Raw genomic sequence first — 20,589 nt, 5'->3', positions numbered from 1 at the left:
ATAGTGACAAATGCCTTATCGATAGCTAAGTTCGGTGGAACTAGCGTTGCGAATTACGAAGTAATGCAAAACTGCGCCCGAATTGTTGCCGGTAATGACAAAACGCGTATTGTGGTAGTGAGCGCTGCGGCAGGTGTAACCAATCACCTGGTAAGCTTAGCGCACACACCTATGACGCAACAGCAAATTGAAGAGACCTGTCAGGCCATTATCAATATTGAGCTTGCCATTCTTAACAAGTTGAAAGATAAAGACGCGGTTGAGCCAAAACTCAACGACTTGTTAGATGAAATGCGAAGCTTAGCGTTTCACGAAGAAATCCTTCACCGTGATGATTTAAAAGATCAGCTGCTTTCAATGGGTGAGAGGATGTCATCGCTGATGTTCTCTTCAGTGCTTGCAGAGCAGGGCGTAAAAACCATGAACTTTGACGTACGTAAGGTGTTACGTACGGACAGTGAGTTTGGAGAAGGTGCGCCGCAAATCGAAGAAATCGAAAAGCTGTCTAAACAATTACTGGCACCTGAAATTAAAGACGCGATAGTGGTTACTCAAGGCTTTGTTGGTGCTGACGAGGAAGGCCGCACTACAACGCTAGGTCGTGGTGGTTCTGATTTTACGGCGGCGCTACTTGCTGAAGCGCTTGAAGCCGAATCGTGTGAGATTTGGACTGACGTAACAGGGGTGTACACAACTGACCCGCGCATCACGCCAGCTGCTCATCCGTTACCTGAACTCAGCTTTGAAGAAGCGGCGGAAATGGCCACCTTTGGTGCCAAGGTGCTACATCCTGCCACTATGGAGCCTGCACTTCGCAAGGACATAAAGGTGTTTGTAGGCTCTAGTAAGGAGCCAGAAAAGGGCGGTACATGGATTGTGCGTGATTGTGAGCACGAACCACCGTATCGTGCTATTACTCGCCGTAAAGAGCAGGTAATGGTGACAGTGAAAACACCGAAGATGATGTATGCGCAAGGCTTCCTACAGCAGGTATTTGCTATTATCGCCAAGCACAAGCTGAGTGTTGATTTGGTTACAACGTCGGAAATTTCTGTATCTTTTACCCTTGATAATCCCGCGAATTCTGTAGCCCAGCGTTTGAATAAAGAGACCATTGCCGAGCTTGAAACCATCTGTGACGTTAAAGTGGAAAAAGGTTACGACCTTGTCACCGTTGTAGGTAACAACATGCAAACGGCTATTGGGGTTTCATCTAAAATTTTATCGGCAGTATCAGACTTTAATCTGCGTATGATTTGCTTTGGTGCAAACCCACATAACTTGTCGTTCTTGGTTAACGAGACTGATAGTGATGACGTGGTTCGTAAGCTGCACTCGGCATTGTTTGAATAATTACTGTAGTACCTACTGCTATAAAAAAAACGGTCGCATTTAAAGCGGCCGTTTTTGTTTTGAGTTAAGCACAAGTAGCTAGGGCGCTTCTACTGGAATAATAATTTCATGGCGCTTATTCCAAGGCAGAGTAAACGGTGAGTCGTAACCCATGTAGCTAGGTAAACCAGCCGTTTCGATATTGTTTTCTTCCAAAACTTTGCGCAGTCTACGGGTATATTCCTCTTTATCACTATCGCTACTAAAGCCTGAATAGCGGATAGCCGCTACGGTTCTCTCAGGTACGACAACAAGAGATACATTTTTGTTAGTGGGTATTGGCGCACTTTGCATGTCATATTTACTGGGTAAGAAAAACATCATAGTTTCTGACGAAACTTCAACAGGTGAAGTCATCGCAATCTCTCGTGAACCCTTACTAACTTCTACTGGCGAAGTCATAGAAACATCACTATTCGTCTTGTTCTCACCAGAGATATAGTTAAAAAGTAAGTTAAATGCCCCTGAATCTTCGTTTCCCTTAGACAGAACGCCCACAGCTTGGTTGTAATGTCTGATTTCTATATTATCAGCCAGTGTTTTGATAACTGAGTAGGGCAGTGTTTCTGTATCTTTGTAATACGTTGGTTCAGACTGGCTCATGGTGGATATCAGTATCGTAGCAATAAAAAGTGACAGGCGGTAAATGTTAGTAAGCATAGGTTTTTTAAAGTTTGTTTTTTGTAATGCTCATACGTAAAAAAGCCACTTAATGCTCAGTTTAGCGTTGCTAAGTGTTTTTGGAACAGGCACAAAAAAGGGGCTAAAAGCCCCTTCTTAAAACAGGTTTGTATAAAGCGTTACACTTTAAACTGTCTGATAGACTGTTGTAACTCTTCAGCAAGTCGCGCCACTTCATGGCTAGACTCAGACGTTTGCTGTGCACCAGCTGTCGTCTCTTCAGCGATACCCACAATAGTTTCAAGCTTTTCACTGATTTCTTGCGATACCGTATTCTGTTCACGAGCTGACTGCTCAATTTGAGAGCTCACGTCATGGGCTTTGTGAACCGCATCGGTAATGATATCCAGTGCTTGCGTGGCTTTTTCCGTTTGCGCAACACATGCGGCGGTTTGATCTTTACCTTGATTCATCACCGACACCGCTTTTTCCGCGCCTGCTTGAAGCACTTCAATCATGGCATTAATTTCTTGTGTCGATTCTTGTGTACGGCTAGCGAGGGTTCTTACTTCGTCTGCAACAACCGCGAAACCTCGACCTTGTTCACCGGCGCGTGCTGCCTCAATAGCAGCGTTTAAAGCTAACAAGTTGGTTTGGTCGGCAACGCCGCGAATTACGTCAAGAATACCACCAATGCTTGCGCTATCTTGATGAAGTTTGTTGATAACGTCGGCTGCTTCTTGCACATCACGAGACAAAATTTCAATAGTGTTCTTGTTCTCTAACGAGATTTGACGAACGTTTTCGGCCTCAGCATCTGCATGGCGAATCTGGCTAAGCGTATCTTCTGCGTTCTGAACAACCAACTGTGACGTAGAATGCATTTCTGTGGTTGCTGTTGCCACTTGGCCAATTTGAGACTTTTGATCCTGAATTGAATGGGTAGTTTGCGCTGTTACCGCAGACGTCTGCTCTGAAGCTGCCGCCAACTGTTCTGCACGAACGTTAATGGCGGTGATAAGTTCCTTCAAGTTACCAATAAGTGTATTACAGTTACGGGCTAAAAGACCAAATTCGTCTTGTGCAGAATCATCTAAACGATGTGTAAGGTCACCTGATGAAGCAACCGTAAGTAGTTCATTTACGCGATAAAGTGGGCGTGTGATAGCGCGAACGGTTACGTATCCAATGAAGGCCGCTACTGCAATAGAGATAATAACGACCACGATGACGAACGTGTTGCCTGTTGTAATGGCACCGTTAACCTGGTTTTCTATGTGAGATGCTTTTTTATCTGCAAGATTAAGAAGGTTTTCAAGCGCTACAACCCCCTGCGTAATGTTTGCATCAGAAGCATTAAGTGCCTGTTCAGCGTCATTTCTGCGCTCTAGGCGATCGACATGTAGCTGCACAACGCCATCATTAGCTTTAACGGCGTTGATGGCATCGTTAACCAAGTCGTTAATATCATCAAGTGTTCCTGAATCATCACGACCACCTGCTGCCTCGACCATATCACTTAGCTGGGTAACCACTTTTTCAACTACGAGATCGACCTCGTTACCGAGTGTCTGCGAACGCACTAGGGTTTGGGTCTTTATATACTCGTATGAAACGGTAAGTAGAGAAAGAAGTGAAGTTTCAAGTTGACCACCAATTTCAGCAGCCCGTCTAAGGTTAGGGTCGCGCTGTACTGAATCTAAGTCCGAAAAATCCAGAAGGTAGGTAGAGGCATCGTCTGCATTATCTTCAGCATCACCCAGTCTATCTTGAATGTTGTTGCGCAGGTCGAGGTACATTTGGTGATTCTTATACATGGCCTCAACATTGGTGATGTATGCATCATACGATTCACGGACATTCTTGAGCGTACTTCTCAACTCTGGCTCGTTACTAACAGCTTGCGCCAGCTTTTGATACTCATTTTCAAAGGTATCTTTGGCAGAATTAAATGATGCTCTTTTATCTTTAAGATCATTTAAGTCCTCTTCGATGTAGCTTTCGAAGGTAAGTCGACCCATATTCAGGAAGCTTGCTTTGAGCGCATTACTGCCGGCTACAGTGGGCAGAGCAACGTCGTTTACTTCTTCAGTCGCAGAGCCTATAGAATTGAGGTTATATAGTGAAACAACACTTATAACGATTAGAAGTGCGCTAATCGCTACAAATCCCCCGATTACGCGTGTGGCTACCGTTATTTTCATCGGAACTCCTGGATGAGTGTTTTTTATTTTTTTCCCTAACGATATTACCCGTCTCAGTTAACAAAATATAGCGCTTATGCGCGCGTGTTTGTTCAAATACTGAGTGGATAACGAAACATCATCGTTACTATCACAAGTAAATGTATCGGCGACAATAACTTAATGTTTATTTTATTTATCACATAAGTACTAATGTTCTCACTGGTACAACCAGTTCAAGGAAAGGAACACCCTCACTAATAGTGCTTTTTTAGCGTTTAGCGGTAGTAAATAGAAGCGTTATGCTGAAATACTTACGAGCGATGATGTGTTTAGGTTGAGTAGCGTCATACTTTGCCCCCACACGTAACCCGTATCTAAGCCAATAAACCGAGAACTATTTGTCTCGCCAGACAGAGCAGCCCAATGCCCAAATACTACTCGTTGATTATCACCAAGCTTTTTATTCTCAACCACAAACCATGGTTTCAGCGTGCTACTGGTGCTGTGTGATACCGCACCAGGGTGAGACTTATTCTCATAATCGAGTGTGCCATCTATGTGAACGAAGCGCATGCGGGTACAGGCATTTACAATAAACCGCAGTCGTTCATCACCTTCAAAATTATCTGACCAATTGTCAGGTGTATCCCCATACATGTTGGAAAGAAAAGTAGGGTAATCATCGGATTTTAGGATATTGCTAACTTCATCACTCAGTGAAACGCACTTATCGATAGACCATTTAGGATAGAGCCCTGCATGAACCATTAATGATTGTTCGTCTAACTTCAGTGCCAGCGGGAATTGACGCAACCAATCAATAAGTTCGGTTAAGTCTGAAGCATTAAGTAGTGGCGCTAATTTATCTGATTTTTTGGCTTTGCGGATGTCGTTAACAACAGCGAGTAAGTGTAGGTCGTGGTTACCCAACACACTGCTAAATTGACTGCCAAGAGATTTCAGAAAGCGTAATGTGTTTAACGAATCTTCTCCTCGTGCAACCAAATCACCGACGGCAAACAGCTTATCGTTTGCCTCATCAAATTCGACTTTATCTAATGCGCGGCGAAGACCGTCATAACAGCCTTGAATATCGCCAATGACGTAGGTGTTACCTTTGGACATAAAAACCTTAATGAAGAATGCTTGGAATGGCTAGGCGAAATACTTTTACAGGAACGCGGAAACGCTCGCCGCTCTCTAGTTCCATTACATAGTAGCCTTCCATATTGCCAACCGGTGTGTCAATGACTGCTCCGCTGGTATAGTCAAAATTTTCACCTGCCTTCATTATTGGCTGTTTCCCAACCACTCCATCGCCCTCTACTTCTGACGTTTTACCGTTAGCATCGGTTATCTTCCAGTAGCGACTTAGCAGCTGTACCGTATGCTCACTATTGTTTTCAATAGTAATGTGGTAGGCGAATGCAAACTGCTTTGAGTCAGAGGGGAGGTGGTCAGGAAGGTGACGGGTTTTCACCCGTACCTTTATATCAAGTACATCCATAGAGAAACTTATAGCTCTTGTTGGTGCTCTTTCGCCGATACAGCGTTGGCTATAGTGGCAAAATCGTTAAGCGATAGCACTTCTGCGCGAGACGTTGGGTCTATCCCTAATTCACGGATTTCTTCCTCACCTAAGCTATCTTTCAGTGAGTTGCGAATTGTTTTGCGGCGCTGATTGAAAGCTTGGGCACAGACACGTTCCAGCGTGTTCACTGATTCAACATCAACGGGTGGAGATTGATGCGGTACTAGCTTTACAACGGCAGAATCTACTTTCGGTGGTGGCTTAAAAGCACCGGGCGGAACGTTCAGTACAGGGATCACGTGGCAGTAATACTGCGCCATTACTGAAAGTCTGCCGTAATTTTTAGAGCCTGGCCCCGCGGCTAGTCGATTAACCACTTCTTTTTGAAGCATAAAGTGCATGTCTTCAATACAGTGAGCATGGTCAAAAAGATGGAACATTAGCGGCGTAGAAATGTTGTAAGGCAAGTTACCAAACACCCGAAGCTTTTTGTCTTTTAGTGGCATTTCTTTGCATAGTGCGCCGAAATCCATTGTCATCGCATCTTGCTCGATAACGGTTAGTTTTTCGCCGTTAAATGGATGGTGTCGCAGTCGCTTGGCAAGATCACGGTCAAGTTCAATAACCGTTAGTGCGTCAACCTCTTCACAAACAGGATCGGTAAGTGCGCCTAAACCCGGCCCAATTTCTACCAAGTTTTGCTCATTTTTTGGTGCGATGGCTGCAACAATCTTACCTATCACGTAGTCATCGTGTAGGAAGTTCTGTCCGAATCGCTTTCTGGCCGTATGGCCTAAGTGTGTTTTACTCATTGTTGATGATGTGCAAGCTCAATGGCTTTTTCCAATGCTTTTCTGAAACTACCGGCGTCGGCTTCACCAGTACCTGCTAAATCTAATGCAGTACCGTGGTCGACTGAAGTGCGAACAAAAGGTAAGCCTAATGTGATATTCACTGACGCCCCAAAACCCTTATATTTTAGCACGGGTAAGCCTTGGTCGTGATACATAGCCAAGACAACATCGGCATTTTCTAAATATTTAGGCTGAAAGATCGTATCAGCAGGAAGGGGACCCGTAATTTTAAGGCCTTCGTCTCTCAGTTCATTTAACGCCGGGACGATAGTATGGATCTCTTCAGTACCAATATGGCCATCTTCACCCGCGTGCGGGTTTAATCCGCATACGTAAATGTGTGGCTCTTTGATGCCAAACTTTAGTTTCAGGTCAGTATTGATAATGTGAATAACTTTGTGCAGGCGCTCGCGAGTGATAGCTTTTGCTACGTACTCAAGGGGGATATGCGTTGTAGCAAGCGCTACATTGAGCCCTTCAGTTGCCAACAGCATAACCACATCAATGGTATTAGATTGGTAAGCAAAAAACTCTGTATGGCCACTAAAGGATACACCTGCTTTGTTGATAATGCCTTTGTGCACTGGACCTGTCACAACGGCATCAAAGTCACCGTCCATATTGGCTTGGCACGCTTGACGTAAGGTTTCAACCACATAAAGCCCGTTTTCACTATCCAGGGTTCCGGGGATAACGTCAGCGGTTTTGTCTATCTGCTTTATAAACAACGAACCCGCAGCTTGTATCTGCGGGTTATTTGCATCGTAATCGATTAGCGTCAACGGAAGCCCTAAGGCGCTCGCTCGTGCTTTTAGCATGTCGCCATCGGCAAACACGACAAGCTGGGCTTGCCATGTTTCTTGGGCCAGTTTAATGATCAAATCTGGCCCAATACCTGCCGGCTCGCCCGGTGTTATTGCTATTTTAATAGGTGTGCTCATGAATAACTTATTATTAAGATTCGACTACTTCGACGTAAGCGGCATCACGCATCTCACGTAACCAGTTTTCGGTTTCTTCTGAAAATTTACGATTAAAGATAAGCTGATATGCTTTATCTTCTTTACGCTTGTCTGTTGCGTCGTCCATACGACGGTCGATAAGTTGGATTAGGTGCCAGCCGTGAACTGTGCGAACAGGGTCGCTGTACTCGTCAGGCTCAAGTTGTGACAGTGCATCTTTAAATTCTGGAACATAGTTGCTTGGGTCAGACCAACCTAGTTCACCGCCGCGAAGGGCTGAACCTGGGTCTTCTGAGTGCTCTTTGGCTAACTCTGCAAAATCTGCTTCACCGTTTTGCAATTCTTCTTTAAAGCGCACTAGCATCTGTTTCGCTTTTTCTTCGCTTAGAATAATTGATGGTTTAACCAGAATATGGCGAGAATTGACTTCTTCAACCGTTACTTTCTCAATACCGCGCGTGTCTAGTACCTTAAGAATGTGAAAACCAGCACCGCTTCGGATGGGGCCAACAAGGACGTCTTTATCTTTGTCTTGAATCGCTTCAGCAAATAGCGTAGGCATGGCATTGATGTTTAGCCAACCCATATCACCGCCTTCTAACGCTTCGTTACCTGATGATGACGCAATGGCAATTTTAGCAAAATCAGAACCCGATTCTAATAAAGAGATAACTTTGTCTGCGCGCTCTCGTGCTGCCTGAATATCTTCGTCTGTTGGTTCAGGAGGGAAGCCAATAAGGATGTGACCTAAGCGGTACTCTGCCTGCGTTGCACCTTGTTGTTCCATTAAATCAATTAACGTGTCTATTTCTTGTGGCGTGATATAAACACGGCGACGTACGTTAGCGCGGCGAACCTCACCCATGATAATCTCTTCACGAATGTCTTCGCGATAGTCTTCGTATGCAATGCCTTCAGCAGTTAATTGTGCGCGAAGTTGCTCAATGGTTGCATTCTGATTAGATGCGATATTACCAATGGTTTGTTCTAGCTGGGGATCGCTAATACGAATACCCATGCGCTCAGCCATTTGTAGCTGAAGGCTCTTCGTAATTAAACGCTCAATAGCCTGAGTACGAAGCGCACGATCTGAAGGCAGTTGCTGATTATTGGCTTCAGCGTTGCGTTTAACTTCTTTTACAAGGGCATCAATTTCGCTTTCAAGTATAACACCTTGGTCAACAATCACAGCAACGCGGTCAAGCATTACTTCTTGCGCCACGCTGTTAAACGAGAGTAGGGCACCTAACATCAATGCACGGATAATGAACTTCATACACACTCTTTTATTATTGGTTAATTGCTTTTAAGCGCCGATAAGCGCTCAACTGCGGGTTAATTTAAACTATAAGGCTGACGATAGCCAAACATACCGTCTTGAAGCATGCTTCTTTGGGTTCCCGACGAACCAATGCCTTTGAAAATAAACTGTAGCGATACACCAGAGTCAAAATCGTCGGTTGTCTGGACGCCACTGTCGTTGTAGCGGTTGTTCAGACTGCGCTGAGCAACCAGTCTAACTGCCCAGCAGCAAGATTCATATTGAATACCTGCGTAAGTTTCCACACTTCGATTGCGCTCTAAATCACGGTAAGTACGTCCAACCCACTGCCAATTTTCGGAAATAGGCCAGCTTGCTGAAATACCAATTTGATTAATGGTTTCACCACTGAGATCGCGAACATAGCGATGACTCAATTGAATAAAGCGGGCATCATCTTTACGGTACTCAATGCCCACGCTACTCAAGTCAACTTTATCAGTGTCAGTGGTGACCTGCACATCTGTATGGAAGAACCAATTTTGATTAAAGCGCCAATCTACCTCAGCGGCAAGAGCCGAACGGTCTTGATTTTTGGTCGCCGCAACCACTTTGTTATCTTCAAGGTAGAATATCTGACCCACACTAAGAACGAATTGTTCCCGATTGTTTTTGTCTAACATGCGCGTTGTGGCACCAAGGGTAATCTGGTTGTTGTCGCTAATTCTATCAAGGCCAGTGAACTCTTGGCCTCGGAACAAGCCTTCCACATCGGTCAACAGTGGCGTAGAGTCATAAAAACCAATGGCGGTTTGATCTTCATAAGACGTGTAAAGATACTGAATTTTTGGTTCAAGGGTCATCGACATATCGTCACTAAACCAAGATGTATCTCTTTCAAAGTATAATGCACCGTAAAGACGAGCCTGACCAAGAGTACGCTCTACATCTTTTTTTAAATCAGTGTCTTCCACATTATCTTGCTGGTATACAGTTTGAAATACTGTGGTTTCAGCAACAAGTTCCCCCCACGCCGCGCGAAGCGGTACTGCCAAAGTTGGCGCAATATGGAATCGCGTTGCCGTTGGTGCAGTATTTAGCGTGTTATCAAAGTGAGCGACTTCTGAGTCAAGGTTGAACTCAACGTATTTACCCAGCGATTTGTTGTAGTTAACTTTAATCTCTGGAACCGCGCGATAGCTGTCTGCCGTATCACCTAATACTTCAAAATCTTTTATTTGCACACTGACCGAGAGACTTGGTGAGTAATAACTCAATCCAATGTTCCGATATAAGTGTGTATCTGCACGGCTGTAGTAATCTGAGCCCAGATCTACCAAATAGTTGTCATCACTCAGGCCATTAAAATCGATATTAAGTAGCCAGTTATCAGCAATTAACCCTTGATGTTCAAGGCGGTAAAAATAGCGGTCTGGATTACCTGAAATATCCGAGTCGCTTGGTAAATACTCAACGTAGGCTTTTCCCTGACTACGTTCTGTTAGGTAGCGAAATTCAGTATTTAGCTGTAGACCACGCAGTGTCATCAAGCGCGGGGAAATGGTCATGTCGTAGTTAGGCGCGATATTCCAGTAAAAAGGTTGGGTGTAATCCACACCAGTTCGACTAGAGCTGGTCAGTTCGGGAAATAATAAGCCCGTTTGTCTTTCATTACTTACCGGAAACGCAAAATACGGTAAATAAAATACTGGAACGTCAGCAATGTAAAATCGCGTGTGTTTGGCTTGACCCCACACGGTTCCTTTTTCCAAACTGATTTCACTGGCACGGATCATCCAGTCTTCATCGCCCTCGGGACAAGTCGTGAAGCTCACTTCTTTGAGCACAATTCCCGTGTCAGTATCTAATACGATGTCTTTGGCGGCACCTTGTCCAACAAAGCCCGTTAGTTTGTAGTGGGTGTTTTGCATCTCTAAACGCTCTTCTTCAGAACGAAGGGTAACTGCATCGCTTTCCACTTTGAGCTGTGCGTCTTGGTAAGTCACATCACCCTTGGCAATGAGGTCTCGCCCACTACTTGTTTCATTGACTTGCGCTTGGGAGGCGCTAATTATTGCGGTATCTGACGTTATGTCTACATTGCCAGAAAACAGTGCTACGGCATCTTGAATAATTTCCGTTCGATTAGCTTCAACCTTTACATGGCCTTTAGGCATCAATGCTTGGCTGCTAAAAGTAACGGGTTCGACCGAGCAGAATGCAAGAGGGGCTGCATCTGAGACTGACTGAGAATTTGAAGCTGTCGTTTCCTGTGCAAACGCGACCGTAGGCAAAAGAGTCGCGGAAACAAGCATGGCGCAGGTGTTTTTCATGCGTAAATGGGTGGCCTGTTTTGTTGTATGTTGCTTTTAAACCCAAATAAGACGACTTGCGTCTCGGTTAGTTCGACATAACGATTTAAAAAAACCAGTGGTCTTGCACTTGTTATTTCTTTTGGCTGCAGAAAAGGCAGAGTGCTCACTGGCTATTACTTTTTATATAAGCGGTCAATTCTAAGCACTTCTGTCGCAATAACCAACCATTCAGGCAAAAAAATGCGCTTTTATATGCACAACACATCAAAGACAGAGGTAATTAGCGGCAGTAAGCTTGATTTCGTTCTGCTTAAGCCCTAGTTAATTAACTTATGTATTTGATATGATGATTAACGCGCTTTGCACGGCGTGAATTAACGACAGTAACTTCAACTTTCTAAACAGTGCACCAATGGAGAAAGACGCGATGTCAATTTGGGGAAAAATCCTCGGCGCCCTGTTCGGCTTTATGTTTTTCAAACACATAATTGGGGCTATCTTTGGTTTACTAATAGGCCACTTTTTTGATAAAGCCTATCGCCAAGATTTTAATCAACTAGGTGGCTTTGGGCGCTTTTTTACTGATCAGGATAATTTAAAGCAGCAAGCCATTTTTTTTCATAGCTTGTTTAGTGCATTAGGTCATCTTGCTAAGTCTGACGGTAAGGTGACAGATAGAGAAATTCAAATTGCTACAGCGTTAATGGACGAAATGCGTCTGTCAGGTGATGCACGCCGCGAAGCGCAGGACGCATTCAGAGAGGGCAAAGCACGGGACTTTCCTTTAGTCGATACGTTGAAAGGTTTCTATGATGCCAGCCACGGCCGGCGGGATATCCTTCAAGTATTCTTAGAAATTCTTATTCAAGCCGCGTTTGCCGACGGTCAGCTTTCCCAAGAAGAATACAATGTACTTGAAAAAGTAGCGAAACCACTCGGGTTTAGGCGTCGTGATTTAGATTATCTTATTTCAATGTATGAAGCTGAAATTCGATTCAGGCAGCGGGCACACTCAGGAGCCGGGCAACGTACCCACTCAGGTCAACGTCAGCACAGCCAATCAGCCTACTCAGAACAGCAAAGCTTAGATGATGCCTATCACATATTAGGTGTGGCGGCATCTGACGATGAGAAAGTAATAAAGCGAGCTTACAGAAAGCGTATGGCTGAACATCATCCAGACAAACTGGTCTCTAAAGGTTTACCAGAACAGGCAATGGAGATTGCCAAAAAGAAGGCACAAGATATTCAGTCAGCTTATGAGTTGATTAAGCAAAAGCGTGGCTTCTAAATGGCAAAAATTGAACGTGAGTTAACCTATGTGCCTGCGGCAAGTCAGGCACATATTGATGGTTTTATTGAAATGTTGTGGCTCGAAAAAGGGCTGTCAGAACATACTCAGCAAAGCTATCGCACCGACCTCTCCAAGCTAGCCATTTTCAGTAATAATCAAGGCGTGAAGGATATTGCTGTGCTAACTACTGAACAGCTTCAGGATTATCTTGCCTATCGCCATGATAAAGGCTTGTCTATTCGCAGTACACAACGTGCGCTTAGCGCTATTCGCGCCTTTTTCGTTTTTCTAATCAGTAAGCAGGTGCGTGTAGATAGCCCAGTTTCCGCGCTCTCTAATCCAAAAACACCCAAAGCTTTGCCTTCTTCACTCAGTGAGCAACAAGTTGAAGATTTGCTGAATGCGCCCTTAACAGACGACCCTATTGAATGTCGGGATAAGAGCATGCTTGAAGTGCTTTACGCAACCGGCCTTCGTGTAAGTGAGCTTATTGGGTTAACAATGGATCAAATAAGCCTTCAGCAAGGCGTGGTTAGAGTTGTTGGTAAAGGGAATAAAGAGCGCTTAGTGCCCCTTGGGGAAGACGCAATCGAATGGTTATTAACTTATATAAAAACTGCGCGGCCTATTCTTGCAACAAAAACATCTGACGTGGTTTTTCTTAGCAAGCGCGGGCAAAAGATGACGCGCCAAACTTTTTGGCATCGCATTAAGTACTATGCAGTAAAAGCAGGTATTGAACAGCATTTATCTCCCCATACATTACGTCATGCCTTTGCGACACACCTGTTAAACCACGGCGCTGATTTACGTGTAGTACAAATGTTGTTAGGTCATAGCGACTTATCGACAACCCAAATTTATACCCATGTGGCGACTGAGCGGTTGCAGACGCTTATTCATAGCCATCACCCTCGAGGCTAACCAACAAAAAACTATTGAACAAAAATGCTATAAAATAGGCTCTGTATACGACGAGGCTCAGTGATGACGTATATAAAATAAAAAGGTCTATGATAGGATACGAGCCAAGCAAAACGTTCTAGAAAATACATTTTCCGTTAATGCTTTAACGCGGCTGCGTTTAAATGTTGACGTTAAATTCACCGAGGTTAAAAGAAAATTAGCGTTTAATGTGCAATTTTTTGCTAACTTTTACGGTCTGAACGTTATAAATGTAAAAATTTTAGCAATTGCTTTTAAGTGAAAAGATACCTGTTAAAGCAGTTGCATGTTAAGCCAGTAAGTATAAGCGAACTTTAATGGCAAAATGGAGAGTATTTAGTGAAAGCAGTAAAGAAAGTATTGTTAGCCAGCGTTGTTGCGGCAGGTTCTCTGTTAGGGTTGAGCGCGCAAGCTGCTGACGAAGCCGCTATACGCGATAAATTAACATCAATGCTTGGGCTAGATGTAGAAACCATTGCCGATTCTCCCGTATCTGGCTTAGTTCAGGTATCGACAAACCGCGGCTTGTTTTACGTAAGTGAAAACGGGCAGTATTTGCTTCAGGCTCGCGTTTTTAATATTGATGAAGAAATGCGCAACGAAACAGAGTTGGCGCTTTCAGGCCTGCGCAAAGAAGGCGTAGCATCAATGGAGTCGTCGTCTATCACGTTTAAGGCTGAAAACGAAAAGCACGAAATAAGCGTGTTCACCGATATCACATGTGGCTACTGCCGTAAATTCCATAACGAAATTGACGAACTTAATGATGCGGGTATTACGGTTCATTACCTTGCGTTCCCGCGTTCTGGGCTAAATAGCCAGAACTATGAAGATATGGTGTCAGTGTGGTGCGCTAAAGACCCACAAAACGCGTTAACTAAAGCAAAAGCAGGCAGTAATGTGGCAAGTGCCAGCTGTAAGAACAAAGTGGCTGAGCAATATATGCTAGGTCAAAAGCTAGGAGTTAACGGCACACCCAATATCGTGTTACCCGATGGTTCATTGATTCCGGGTTACCAGCCAGCTGCGCTTCTTGCAAAAGCTTTGGAAGAAACCGAGTAGTTAATTAGCCTCCTAATTTTTTAATACCAAAAAACGCACGCTTTGTGCGTTTTTTTGTTTTCTGAGGTATCATTCGTTTCCATATTTTCTAGCGTTTTTTCGTACAGTTTTGCTGTGCAGTTCACACGGGCGTTTACTTGGAATCTGCACTAACTTATTCAGTGTCCTGACTCCAGTCTTTTTATTTAAAGCCTATCTGAACTGGCATCGACAACTGCAATTACAGTATTGGTTAGTGGTATTTCATGATTTTGCCTATTGTTCGCCGCGAAGTTACCGGCCCCTCGTTAAGTTCAGATTTACACCCTGTTATCGATAGGATTTATCGCGGTCGTAATATTGCAAATATGGATGACTTGGAGAATGGCCTAAAAGGGCTTACTCACTTCAACGTATTAAAAGGGATGCCTCAAGCCGCGCAAATCCTTGCCAATGCCGTTGTGCAAAATAAGCGCGTTATCATAGTGGGCGATTTTGATGCCGATGGCGCTACCAGTACATCGGTATGTATACTGGCGCTTCGAGCCATGGGCTATCACAACGTTGATTTCCTTGTACCTAACCGCTTTGATTTTGGTTATGGGCTGAGCGTACCTATTGTCGATGAGGCAGCCAAACTAGGTGCCGAGGTTATTGTAACCGTGGATAACGGCATATCTTGTATTGACGGTGTAACCCATGCTAAATCTTTAGGTATGCAGGTTGTTGTGACCGATCACCATTTGCCAGGTGATACATTACCGCCGGCTGATGCGATAGTGAACCCTAACCAACCTGGCTGTGAATTCCCCTCTAAAAATTTAGCTGGCGTGGGCGTGGCTTTTTATATCATGCTTGCGCTTAAAGCGAAGCTACAGCAGCTAGGGTATTTTGAGAAAGTAGGTATTGCACCACCCAACCTAGCTTCCTTGTTAGATATTGTTGCTGTCGGCACAGTGGCCGATGTTGTGGTTTTAGATAAAAATAACAGAATATTAGTTCACCAAGGTCTTCAGCGTATTCGGGCTGGTCAGTGCCGACCTGGGATTAAAGCGCTAGTTGAAGTGGCAAACCGCGATTGCGCGCACCTAACCTCCACCGATTTGGGCTTTGTAGTAGGCCCACGACTTAATGCCGCCGGTCGTTTAGACGATATGTCGCAAGGCATTGCTTGCTTATTAGAAGATGAAACCATTCAAGCACGTATGATTGCGGCAGAACTCGACGCCCTTAACAAGGAGCGCCGCGAAATTGAAACCGGTATGAAAGCGCAAGCCGAAACAGTACTAGATCAGATGGCGCTGGATGAAGGCGATATGCCGAGCGCACTGGTGGTTTATCGCGAAGACTTTCACCAAGGCGTGATTGGTATTGTGGCAGGGCGTTTAAAAGAGAAATATCTCAAACCTGTTATCGCTTTCGCTCATCAAGACGATATTGTGATTAAAGGCTCGGCGCGCTCCATTCCTGGTGTGCACATTCGCGATGTACTTGATGAAGTCAATACGCGATACCCTGGGGTTATCGAGAAATTTGGCGGGCACGCAATGGCTGCTGGGTTGAGTTTACCTGTCGCAAAGCTTTCAGATTTTGAACGAGCTTTTGTTGATGTAGCTCGTACCCATACGGAAAAGCTTGATGGCAATCATGCACTGCTCTCTGACGGTGATTTATCTTCAGAGGAGTTGTGTTTGCCTTTTGCTCATTTGTTGCGTCAGGCAGGTCCGTTTGGGCAGGGTTTTGAGTCACCGTTATTTGATGGTGAATTTACGCTACTTGATCAGCGCTTAGTGGGACAAAAGCACCTTAAAATGGTGTTGAAAGGTGACGGCGCCAACGAAGTAGACGCTATTGCGTTTAACGTTGATTTGAAAGCATGGCCCAATGCTATGGTAAAACGTGTACATATTGCTTACCGTCTTGATATTAACGTTTTCAGAGGGCAAGAAACTGTACAGCTTATTATCGAGCAAATAGAAGCAGTTTAAGCGAATTTAATTCAGGTACAGCATTGAGCCTTCTAAAACCTAGCTAGTCAAAAAGCGATACGAGCTAAAGAACTAAAAAGTAAGAAAAAGAGGCAAGGGTGAAAAGCGAACGACAGAAGCTGGTGGAAAAGCACAGTCAGCTTAATCAAACCGACAATGTTAAAGTGGTTTCTCACGTTCAGCGTGAAGAAAAAGACAGTGATTGGATACGCCACACCATTATGCTAGAGGGCATTGAAGTCCCTTTTATTTACCGGCGAAAACAGCAGTATCAAAGCTTAAAAGGGGCACGGGTAAACGTAACTTATTATCGCCATGTTGAAGAAGTGGCTGGCATTGAATTTGAAACCATGAAAGTGGTAAGAATTAAACGCAGCTAATAAGTCATTTGCCCTTGCCGCTAAAATAGACCTTTTTTGACTTACACCTTTTAACTTGCACCTAAATAGCTACCGATTCGGTGCTGAACAATAGTGAACAACAATGAATAATGAATGGTTAAATGCCTATGTACTGCATAGACGCCCTTACAGGGAGACCAGCTATATTGTTGACTTTTTTACCCTAGAGGAGGGGCGTGTAAGCGCGGTAGCTAAGGGCGTGAAAAACAGTAAATCAGATAAAAAGAGCTTGCTTCAACCTTTCCAACATCTTCGCCTACAGTTAAGCGGTAAGTCAGAGTTAAAAAACTTACGCCACGTTGAAAGCGTCGCCCCATCCATCAATCTCGTAGGCACAGCGCTATTTTGCGCCATGTATGTAAACGAGCTAACAAACCGCGTTATGCCAGCGGGGCTTGCCAGCGATGGCGTTCATAATGCTTATGAAAACGCGTTGCTGTCCCTTCGTGATAATAGCGATATAGAAGTGACCTTGCGACAGTTCGAATTTGCACTACTTGATGAAATGGGGCTACTGCCCGACTTTACTACTGACGTAGAATACGAAATGCCAATAGAAGAAACAGGCAGCTATAACTTTCAGATAGATGCGGGCTTTGTGCCTATTCCCGAAGATATGGCTGGTGCAAGGGGCATGCGAGGCTTTCCCGGGCAAGCGTTGCTTAGTTTGTCCCAGGGGGAGTTTACCCCGCTAAGCAAAAAGGTCGCTAAAGTGCTTTGTCGCGACTTGCTTAAACCGCTCATTGGCGACAAGCCACTTAAAAGCCGCGAACTATTTATGCCGAAACATCGCTAGTGCGTTGATGTGTTCAGCCACTAATGAGGTGCAGCGCCTTTTGTTATAGTGCTCATATTCACGCGTCTTGCTTTTGACAAGAGCTGCTATCAACGCTAATAGCTTTAGATTATTTTCTCTTAACTCAAATGCTTAAACAGCACCTTCTATAAAAAAGTTTGCTACAATCACCACTTTCTAAATAAGGGTGTTTGCGCCCTTCAAATAATCTATTAAACATGAAGAGCACGCATCTTCTTTCGCTCTTACAGGTTAGGTGGTGAAATGAGCACGATTCTATTAGGCGTTAACATCGACCATATCGCAACGCTTCGCAATGCGCGCGGTACACATTATCCAGATCCAGTGCACGCTGCGGACATTGCAGAGCGCGCAGGTGCAGACGGCATCACCGTTCACTTACGTGAGGATCGCCGCCATATTAAAGATCGCGACGTACGTATTTTGGCGCAAACCATTAACACCAGACTTAATCTGGAAATGGCAGTCACCGATGAGATGCTAGCCATTGCAGAAGAAGTAAAACCTGTTTTTTGCTGCTTAGTACCAGAAAAACGTGAAGAGTTAACCACTGAAGGTGGTCTAGATGTAGCGGGCAATTTCGAGAATATTAAAGCCGCGTGTGAGCGACTTGCTAATGCCAATATCTTAGTGTCTTTATTTATCGACGCAGATAAAGCACAGATCGATGCAGCGGCAGCATGTAACGCGCCTTATATTGAAATTCACACGGGCCAATACGCAGAAGCTACCAATGAAGATGAGCAGCACAAAGAGCTGGCTCGCTTAGTTGAAGGCATTGAGTATGCTGACAGTTTAGGGCTTAAGGTGAATGCGGGACATGGTCTGCACTACCACAATGTTAAGCCAATTGCCGCTATTCCTCAGCTAATAGAACTTAACATTGGTCACGCCATCATTGCTCGCGCTGCGTTCGACGGGCTTCACACAGCAGTGGCTGATATGCGTAAGCTTATGCTTGAAGCTCGCGCGGGCATTTAACGTAAAAAGGCAAATACAGCGTGGCGATTGCAGGGCTAGGTACTGACATTGTAGAAATTGCTCGCCTTGGTAAAGGCGAGAGCGCTAACGAACGTTTGGCAAAGCGTGTACTTACGCCTACCGAGTGGCAGACGTTTAGCGAGCACGCTACACCAGTACGCTTTTTAGCAAAACGTTTTGCCGCGAAAGAAGCAGCGGTGAAAGCCCTTGGTACGGGTATTGGAAATGGGATTAGTTGGCAACACATAGAAGTGCGTAACAACGACCTAGGGGCGCCAGAACTTCATTTTTCTGGTGAATTTGCTGCTATGTGTAAGGCAAGGGGCATTACCCGAAGCGTGATCAGCATTTCAGATGAGCAGCATTATGCCGTCGCCACCGTTATACTAGAATCCTAGTCATTTACAAAAACACGGCTTACTAAAACGCAGACCGAATTAGCCTAGGTAGATTACACCTATCTGGCCTGCGTTTATAAAAAACGCTACAAATATCAAACCACGCAAAGCAAGTTACCGGAGTCACACTTGGCAAACCTTTTTAAACAATCACGCAGCAAACAAAAAGGCAAAACGTCTTCCCGCCTAGGTGGCAGTGCAAAAAAAGATAGTGCCAGTGCGAATGCGCAGGTCGCAGGACTTCGGTTTGGAAAAGCTAACAAAGCCTCTCAAGCCAGTAAGAAGATAAATTCCAATACGGTTACAATCGAAGATATCGACTGGATGGGCCATGGAGTAGTGCGCGGCAACCCCATGATCTTTGTTGAAGGTGCCCTAGTTAGTGAAACCTGCGACATTGAGGTGCTAACGAGCAAAAAGAAAGTTATTAACGCTAAAGCGACAAATATTCATTCGCCAAGTGATGAAAGACAAGCGCCTTTCTGCCCTGTGTTTGATGCATGTGGCGGGTGTCAGCTACAGCATATAAAGCCCGATGCTGCCCTCAAGCAAAGAGATAATGCCCTTAAAGTGATGATGGAACGTCAATTGGCAATGAAAGCAGACGTTTGGCAAGCGCCGTTAGTGGGGCCACGTCCTCAATATCGCAGAAAAGCAAGATTGGCTATCGATGCCCGCAACCCAAATCAAATTAAGTTAGGCTTTCGCGAAGCGAACAGCAACAAAGTAACCAATGTGGATACCTGCCCAATCTTGGTTGACCCTTTATCTAATATCATTGGCCCTTTGCGAGACGCGCTCACAGGGTTTGAGTCAGCTCGACATATTGGGCATTTAAGCCTCGTTGCTGGCGATAACACTTCGCACCTTGTTATTAAACATACTAAAGCCCTTGAGGCAGAGCTTATCGATGCAGTGAAAGAAATGGTTAATGAGTACTCTCTTGCCACTGCCGGTAAAGTAGAGTTAAAGCTTGAGAATAAAACAGGGCAAATTCGAAGTGTAGGGCATGGCACTGATTTAACTATGACCACGGTAAATGACTGCTCTATTTCACCAAGTGCCAATGACTTTATTCAAATAAACAAAGTGGTTAACGAAAAAATGATTAACCAAGCAATAGACTGGCTAAACCCACTGCCCAACGAACGTATAGCCGATTGGTTTAGCGGACTGGGCAATTTTACCTTACCTATTGCTAAGTCAGGTGCTAGGGTACAAGCGATAGAGGGTGTAGCAGAGATGGTGCGCCGCGCCAAAGACAATGCACAGCAACAGGGCATTGAAAATGTGGAGTGGCTGCATTTAGATTTGACTGATAAGACCAACGTCGAGGCTTCATTGCAGCTGGGCTTTGATAAGGTACTGCTAGACCCTTCAAGAGAAGGGGCATTGACCGTTTGTCATGCGCTTGTAAAAGCACTACCAAAAACGATAGTGTATGTTTCTTGCAACCCTAGTACATTTTCTAGAGACGCGAAGGTGTTGATAGACGGAGGTTATGAAATGGAAAAAGCGGGCGTAGCAGAAATGTTCCCCTTCACCCATCACATGGAAATGATGGCCTTGTTTACGCGAAAGCAGCAGTAACGAGTAAAGGAT

General features: G+C 44.7%; 18 protein-coding genes. 10 read left to right on the top strand and 8 right to left on the bottom strand.

The genetic code is table 11. From position 1 onward, the window contains the following. The first annotated feature begins 3 nt into the window (after positions 1-3). Positions 4-1,353 (top strand): lysine-sensitive aspartokinase 3, encoded by a 1,350-nt coding sequence (gene lysC, locus V7R55_RS08380; RefSeq protein ID WP_334059033.1) that lies wholly within the window; start codon positions 4-6, stop codon positions 1,351-1,353. 78 nt (positions 1,354-1,431) lie between these two features. On the opposite strand, the gene V7R55_RS08375 is transcribed toward lysC, so the two are convergent. From V7R55_RS08375 to V7R55_RS08340, 8 genes are all read right to left on the bottom strand, one after another. After that, positions 1,432-1,995 (bottom strand): SOUL family heme-binding protein, encoded by a 564-nt coding sequence (locus V7R55_RS08375; RefSeq protein ID WP_334059031.1) that lies wholly within the window; start codon positions 1,993-1,995, stop codon positions 1,432-1,434. Positions 1,996-2,192: 197 nt separating this feature from the next. Further along, positions 2,193-4,217: a HAMP domain-containing methyl-accepting chemotaxis protein gene (locus tag V7R55_RS08370; protein ID WP_334059029.1), complete on the bottom strand. Its 2,025-nt coding sequence runs from the start codon at positions 4,215-4,217 to the stop codon at positions 2,193-2,195. 279 nt (positions 4,218-4,496) lie between these two features. Continuing rightward, positions 4,497-5,324, bottom strand: coding sequence for a symmetrical bis(5'-nucleosyl)-tetraphosphatase (locus V7R55_RS08365; protein ID WP_334059027.1), 828 nt, complete (start codon positions 5,322-5,324; stop codon positions 4,497-4,499). A 7-nt stretch (positions 5,325-5,331) separates the two neighbouring features. Next, positions 5,332-5,706, bottom strand: a complete 375-nt coding sequence (gene apaG, locus V7R55_RS08360; RefSeq protein ID WP_039219726.1) for a Co2+/Mg2+ efflux protein ApaG — start codon at positions 5,704-5,706, stop codon at positions 5,332-5,334. 8 nt (positions 5,707-5,714) lie between these two features. Continuing rightward, entirely contained in the window at positions 5,715-6,542 is an 828-nt protein-coding gene (rsmA, locus tag V7R55_RS08355) for a 16S rRNA (adenine(1518)-N(6)/adenine(1519)-N(6))-dimethyltransferase RsmA (protein WP_334059025.1), read from the bottom strand. Next, on the bottom strand, positions 6,539-7,525 hold the full coding sequence (gene pdxA / locus V7R55_RS08350) for a 4-hydroxythreonine-4-phosphate dehydrogenase PdxA (protein ID WP_334059023.1): 987 nt from the start codon (positions 7,523-7,525) through the stop codon (positions 6,539-6,541). The genes rsmA and pdxA overlap by 4 nt, the downstream gene beginning before the upstream one ends. A gap of 13 nt (positions 7,526-7,538) precedes the next feature. Further along, positions 7,539-8,828, bottom strand: coding sequence for a peptidylprolyl isomerase SurA (gene surA / locus V7R55_RS08345; protein WP_334059021.1), 1,290 nt, complete (start codon positions 8,826-8,828; stop codon positions 7,539-7,541). Positions 8,829-8,881: 53 nt separating this feature from the next. After that, positions 8,882-11,140, bottom strand: coding sequence for an LPS-assembly protein LptD (locus V7R55_RS08340; RefSeq protein ID WP_334059019.1), 2,259 nt, complete (start codon positions 11,138-11,140; stop codon positions 8,882-8,884). A gap of 409 nt (positions 11,141-11,549) precedes the next feature. On the opposite strand from V7R55_RS08340, the gene djlA reads away from it, so the two are divergent. The 9 genes from djlA to rlmD all read left to right on the top strand — a co-directional run bounded on the left by djlA (position 11,550) and on the right by rlmD (position 20,577). Then, positions 11,550-12,413 (top strand): co-chaperone DjlA, encoded by an 864-nt coding sequence (gene djlA, locus V7R55_RS08335; RefSeq protein ID WP_334059017.1) that lies wholly within the window; start codon positions 11,550-11,552, stop codon positions 12,411-12,413. After that, positions 12,414-13,340, top strand: coding sequence for a site-specific tyrosine recombinase XerD (xerD, locus tag V7R55_RS08330; protein WP_334059015.1), 927 nt, complete (start codon positions 12,414-12,416; stop codon positions 13,338-13,340). 360 nt (positions 13,341-13,700) lie between these two features. Beyond that, positions 13,701-14,423, top strand: coding sequence for a bifunctional protein-disulfide isomerase/oxidoreductase DsbC (gene dsbC / locus V7R55_RS08325; RefSeq protein WP_334059012.1), 723 nt, complete (start codon positions 13,701-13,703; stop codon positions 14,421-14,423). A gap of 245 nt (positions 14,424-14,668) precedes the next feature. Then, the gene (gene recJ, locus V7R55_RS08320; RefSeq protein WP_334059011.1) at positions 14,669-16,390 is read left to right on the top strand and encodes a single-stranded-DNA-specific exonuclease RecJ; all 1,722 of its coding nucleotides are present in this window, start codon (positions 14,669-14,671) and stop codon (positions 16,388-16,390) included. A gap of 98 nt (positions 16,391-16,488) precedes the next feature. After that, positions 16,489-16,770: a hypothetical protein gene (locus V7R55_RS08315; protein WP_334059008.1), complete on the top strand. Its 282-nt coding sequence runs from the start codon at positions 16,489-16,491 to the stop codon at positions 16,768-16,770. A 103-nt stretch (positions 16,771-16,873) separates the two neighbouring features. Then, on the top strand, positions 16,874-17,587 hold the full coding sequence (gene recO, locus V7R55_RS08310; RefSeq protein ID WP_334059006.1) for a DNA repair protein RecO: 714 nt from the start codon (positions 16,874-16,876) through the stop codon (positions 17,585-17,587). Between the two features lie 264 nt (positions 17,588-17,851). Continuing rightward, positions 17,852-18,589, top strand: coding sequence for a pyridoxine 5'-phosphate synthase (pdxJ, locus tag V7R55_RS08305; protein WP_334059004.1), 738 nt, complete (start codon positions 17,852-17,854; stop codon positions 18,587-18,589). A gap of 20 nt (positions 18,590-18,609) precedes the next feature. Then, entirely contained in the window at positions 18,610-18,987 is a 378-nt protein-coding gene (acpS, locus tag V7R55_RS08300; protein WP_334059002.1) for a holo-ACP synthase, read from the top strand. A 129-nt stretch (positions 18,988-19,116) separates the two neighbouring features. After that, positions 19,117-20,577, top strand: a complete 1,461-nt coding sequence (gene rlmD / locus V7R55_RS08295; RefSeq protein WP_334059001.1) for a 23S rRNA (uracil(1939)-C(5))-methyltransferase RlmD — start codon at positions 19,117-19,119, stop codon at positions 20,575-20,577. The last annotated feature ends 12 nt before the right edge of the window (positions 20,578-20,589 follow it).

Origin of the sequence: Alteromonas sp. S005 (genome assembly GCF_036864475.1) — a bacterium.
In the GTDB taxonomy this organism is placed as follows: domain Bacteria; phylum Pseudomonadota; class Gammaproteobacteria; order Enterobacterales; family Alteromonadaceae; genus Alteromonas.
Note: the sequence above shows the minus strand (reverse complement) of the source record. Positions and strands in the feature narration are given on the sequence as shown.

Coding starts and splice junctions, on each gene's coding strand:
- V7R55_RS08365 (WP_334059027.1), bottom strand. CDS start 5,324: ATGTCCAAAGGTAACACCTACGTCATTGGCGATATTCAAGGCTGTTAT.
- xerD (WP_334059015.1), top strand. CDS start 12,414: ATGGCAAAAATTGAACGTGAGTTAACCTATGTGCCTGCGGCAAGTCAG.
- recJ (WP_334059011.1), top strand. CDS start 14,669: ATGATTTTGCCTATTGTTCGCCGCGAAGTTACCGGCCCCTCGTTAAGT.
- pdxA (WP_334059023.1), bottom strand. CDS start 7,525: ATGAGCACACCTATTAAAATAGCAATAACACCGGGCGAGCCGGCAGGT.
- V7R55_RS08375 (WP_334059031.1), bottom strand. CDS start 1,995: ATGAGCCAGTCTGAACCAACGTATTACAAAGATACAGAAACACTGCCC.
- V7R55_RS08340 (WP_334059019.1), bottom strand. CDS start 11,140: ATGAAAAACACCTGCGCCATGCTTGTTTCCGCGACTCTTTTGCCTACG.
- recO (WP_334059006.1), top strand. CDS start 16,874: ATGAATAATGAATGGTTAAATGCCTATGTACTGCATAGACGCCCTTAC.
- rsmA (WP_334059025.1), bottom strand. CDS start 6,542: ATGAGTAAAACACACTTAGGCCATACGGCCAGAAAGCGATTCGGACAG.
- V7R55_RS08370 (WP_334059029.1), bottom strand. CDS start 4,217: ATGAAAATAACGGTAGCCACACGCGTAATCGGGGGATTTGTAGCGATT.
- pdxJ (WP_334059004.1), top strand. CDS start 17,852: ATGAGCACGATTCTATTAGGCGTTAACATCGACCATATCGCAACGCTT.
- apaG (WP_039219726.1), bottom strand. CDS start 5,706: ATGGATGTACTTGATATAAAGGTACGGGTGAAAACCCGTCACCTTCCT.
- djlA (WP_334059017.1), top strand. CDS start 11,550: ATGTCAATTTGGGGAAAAATCCTCGGCGCCCTGTTCGGCTTTATGTTT.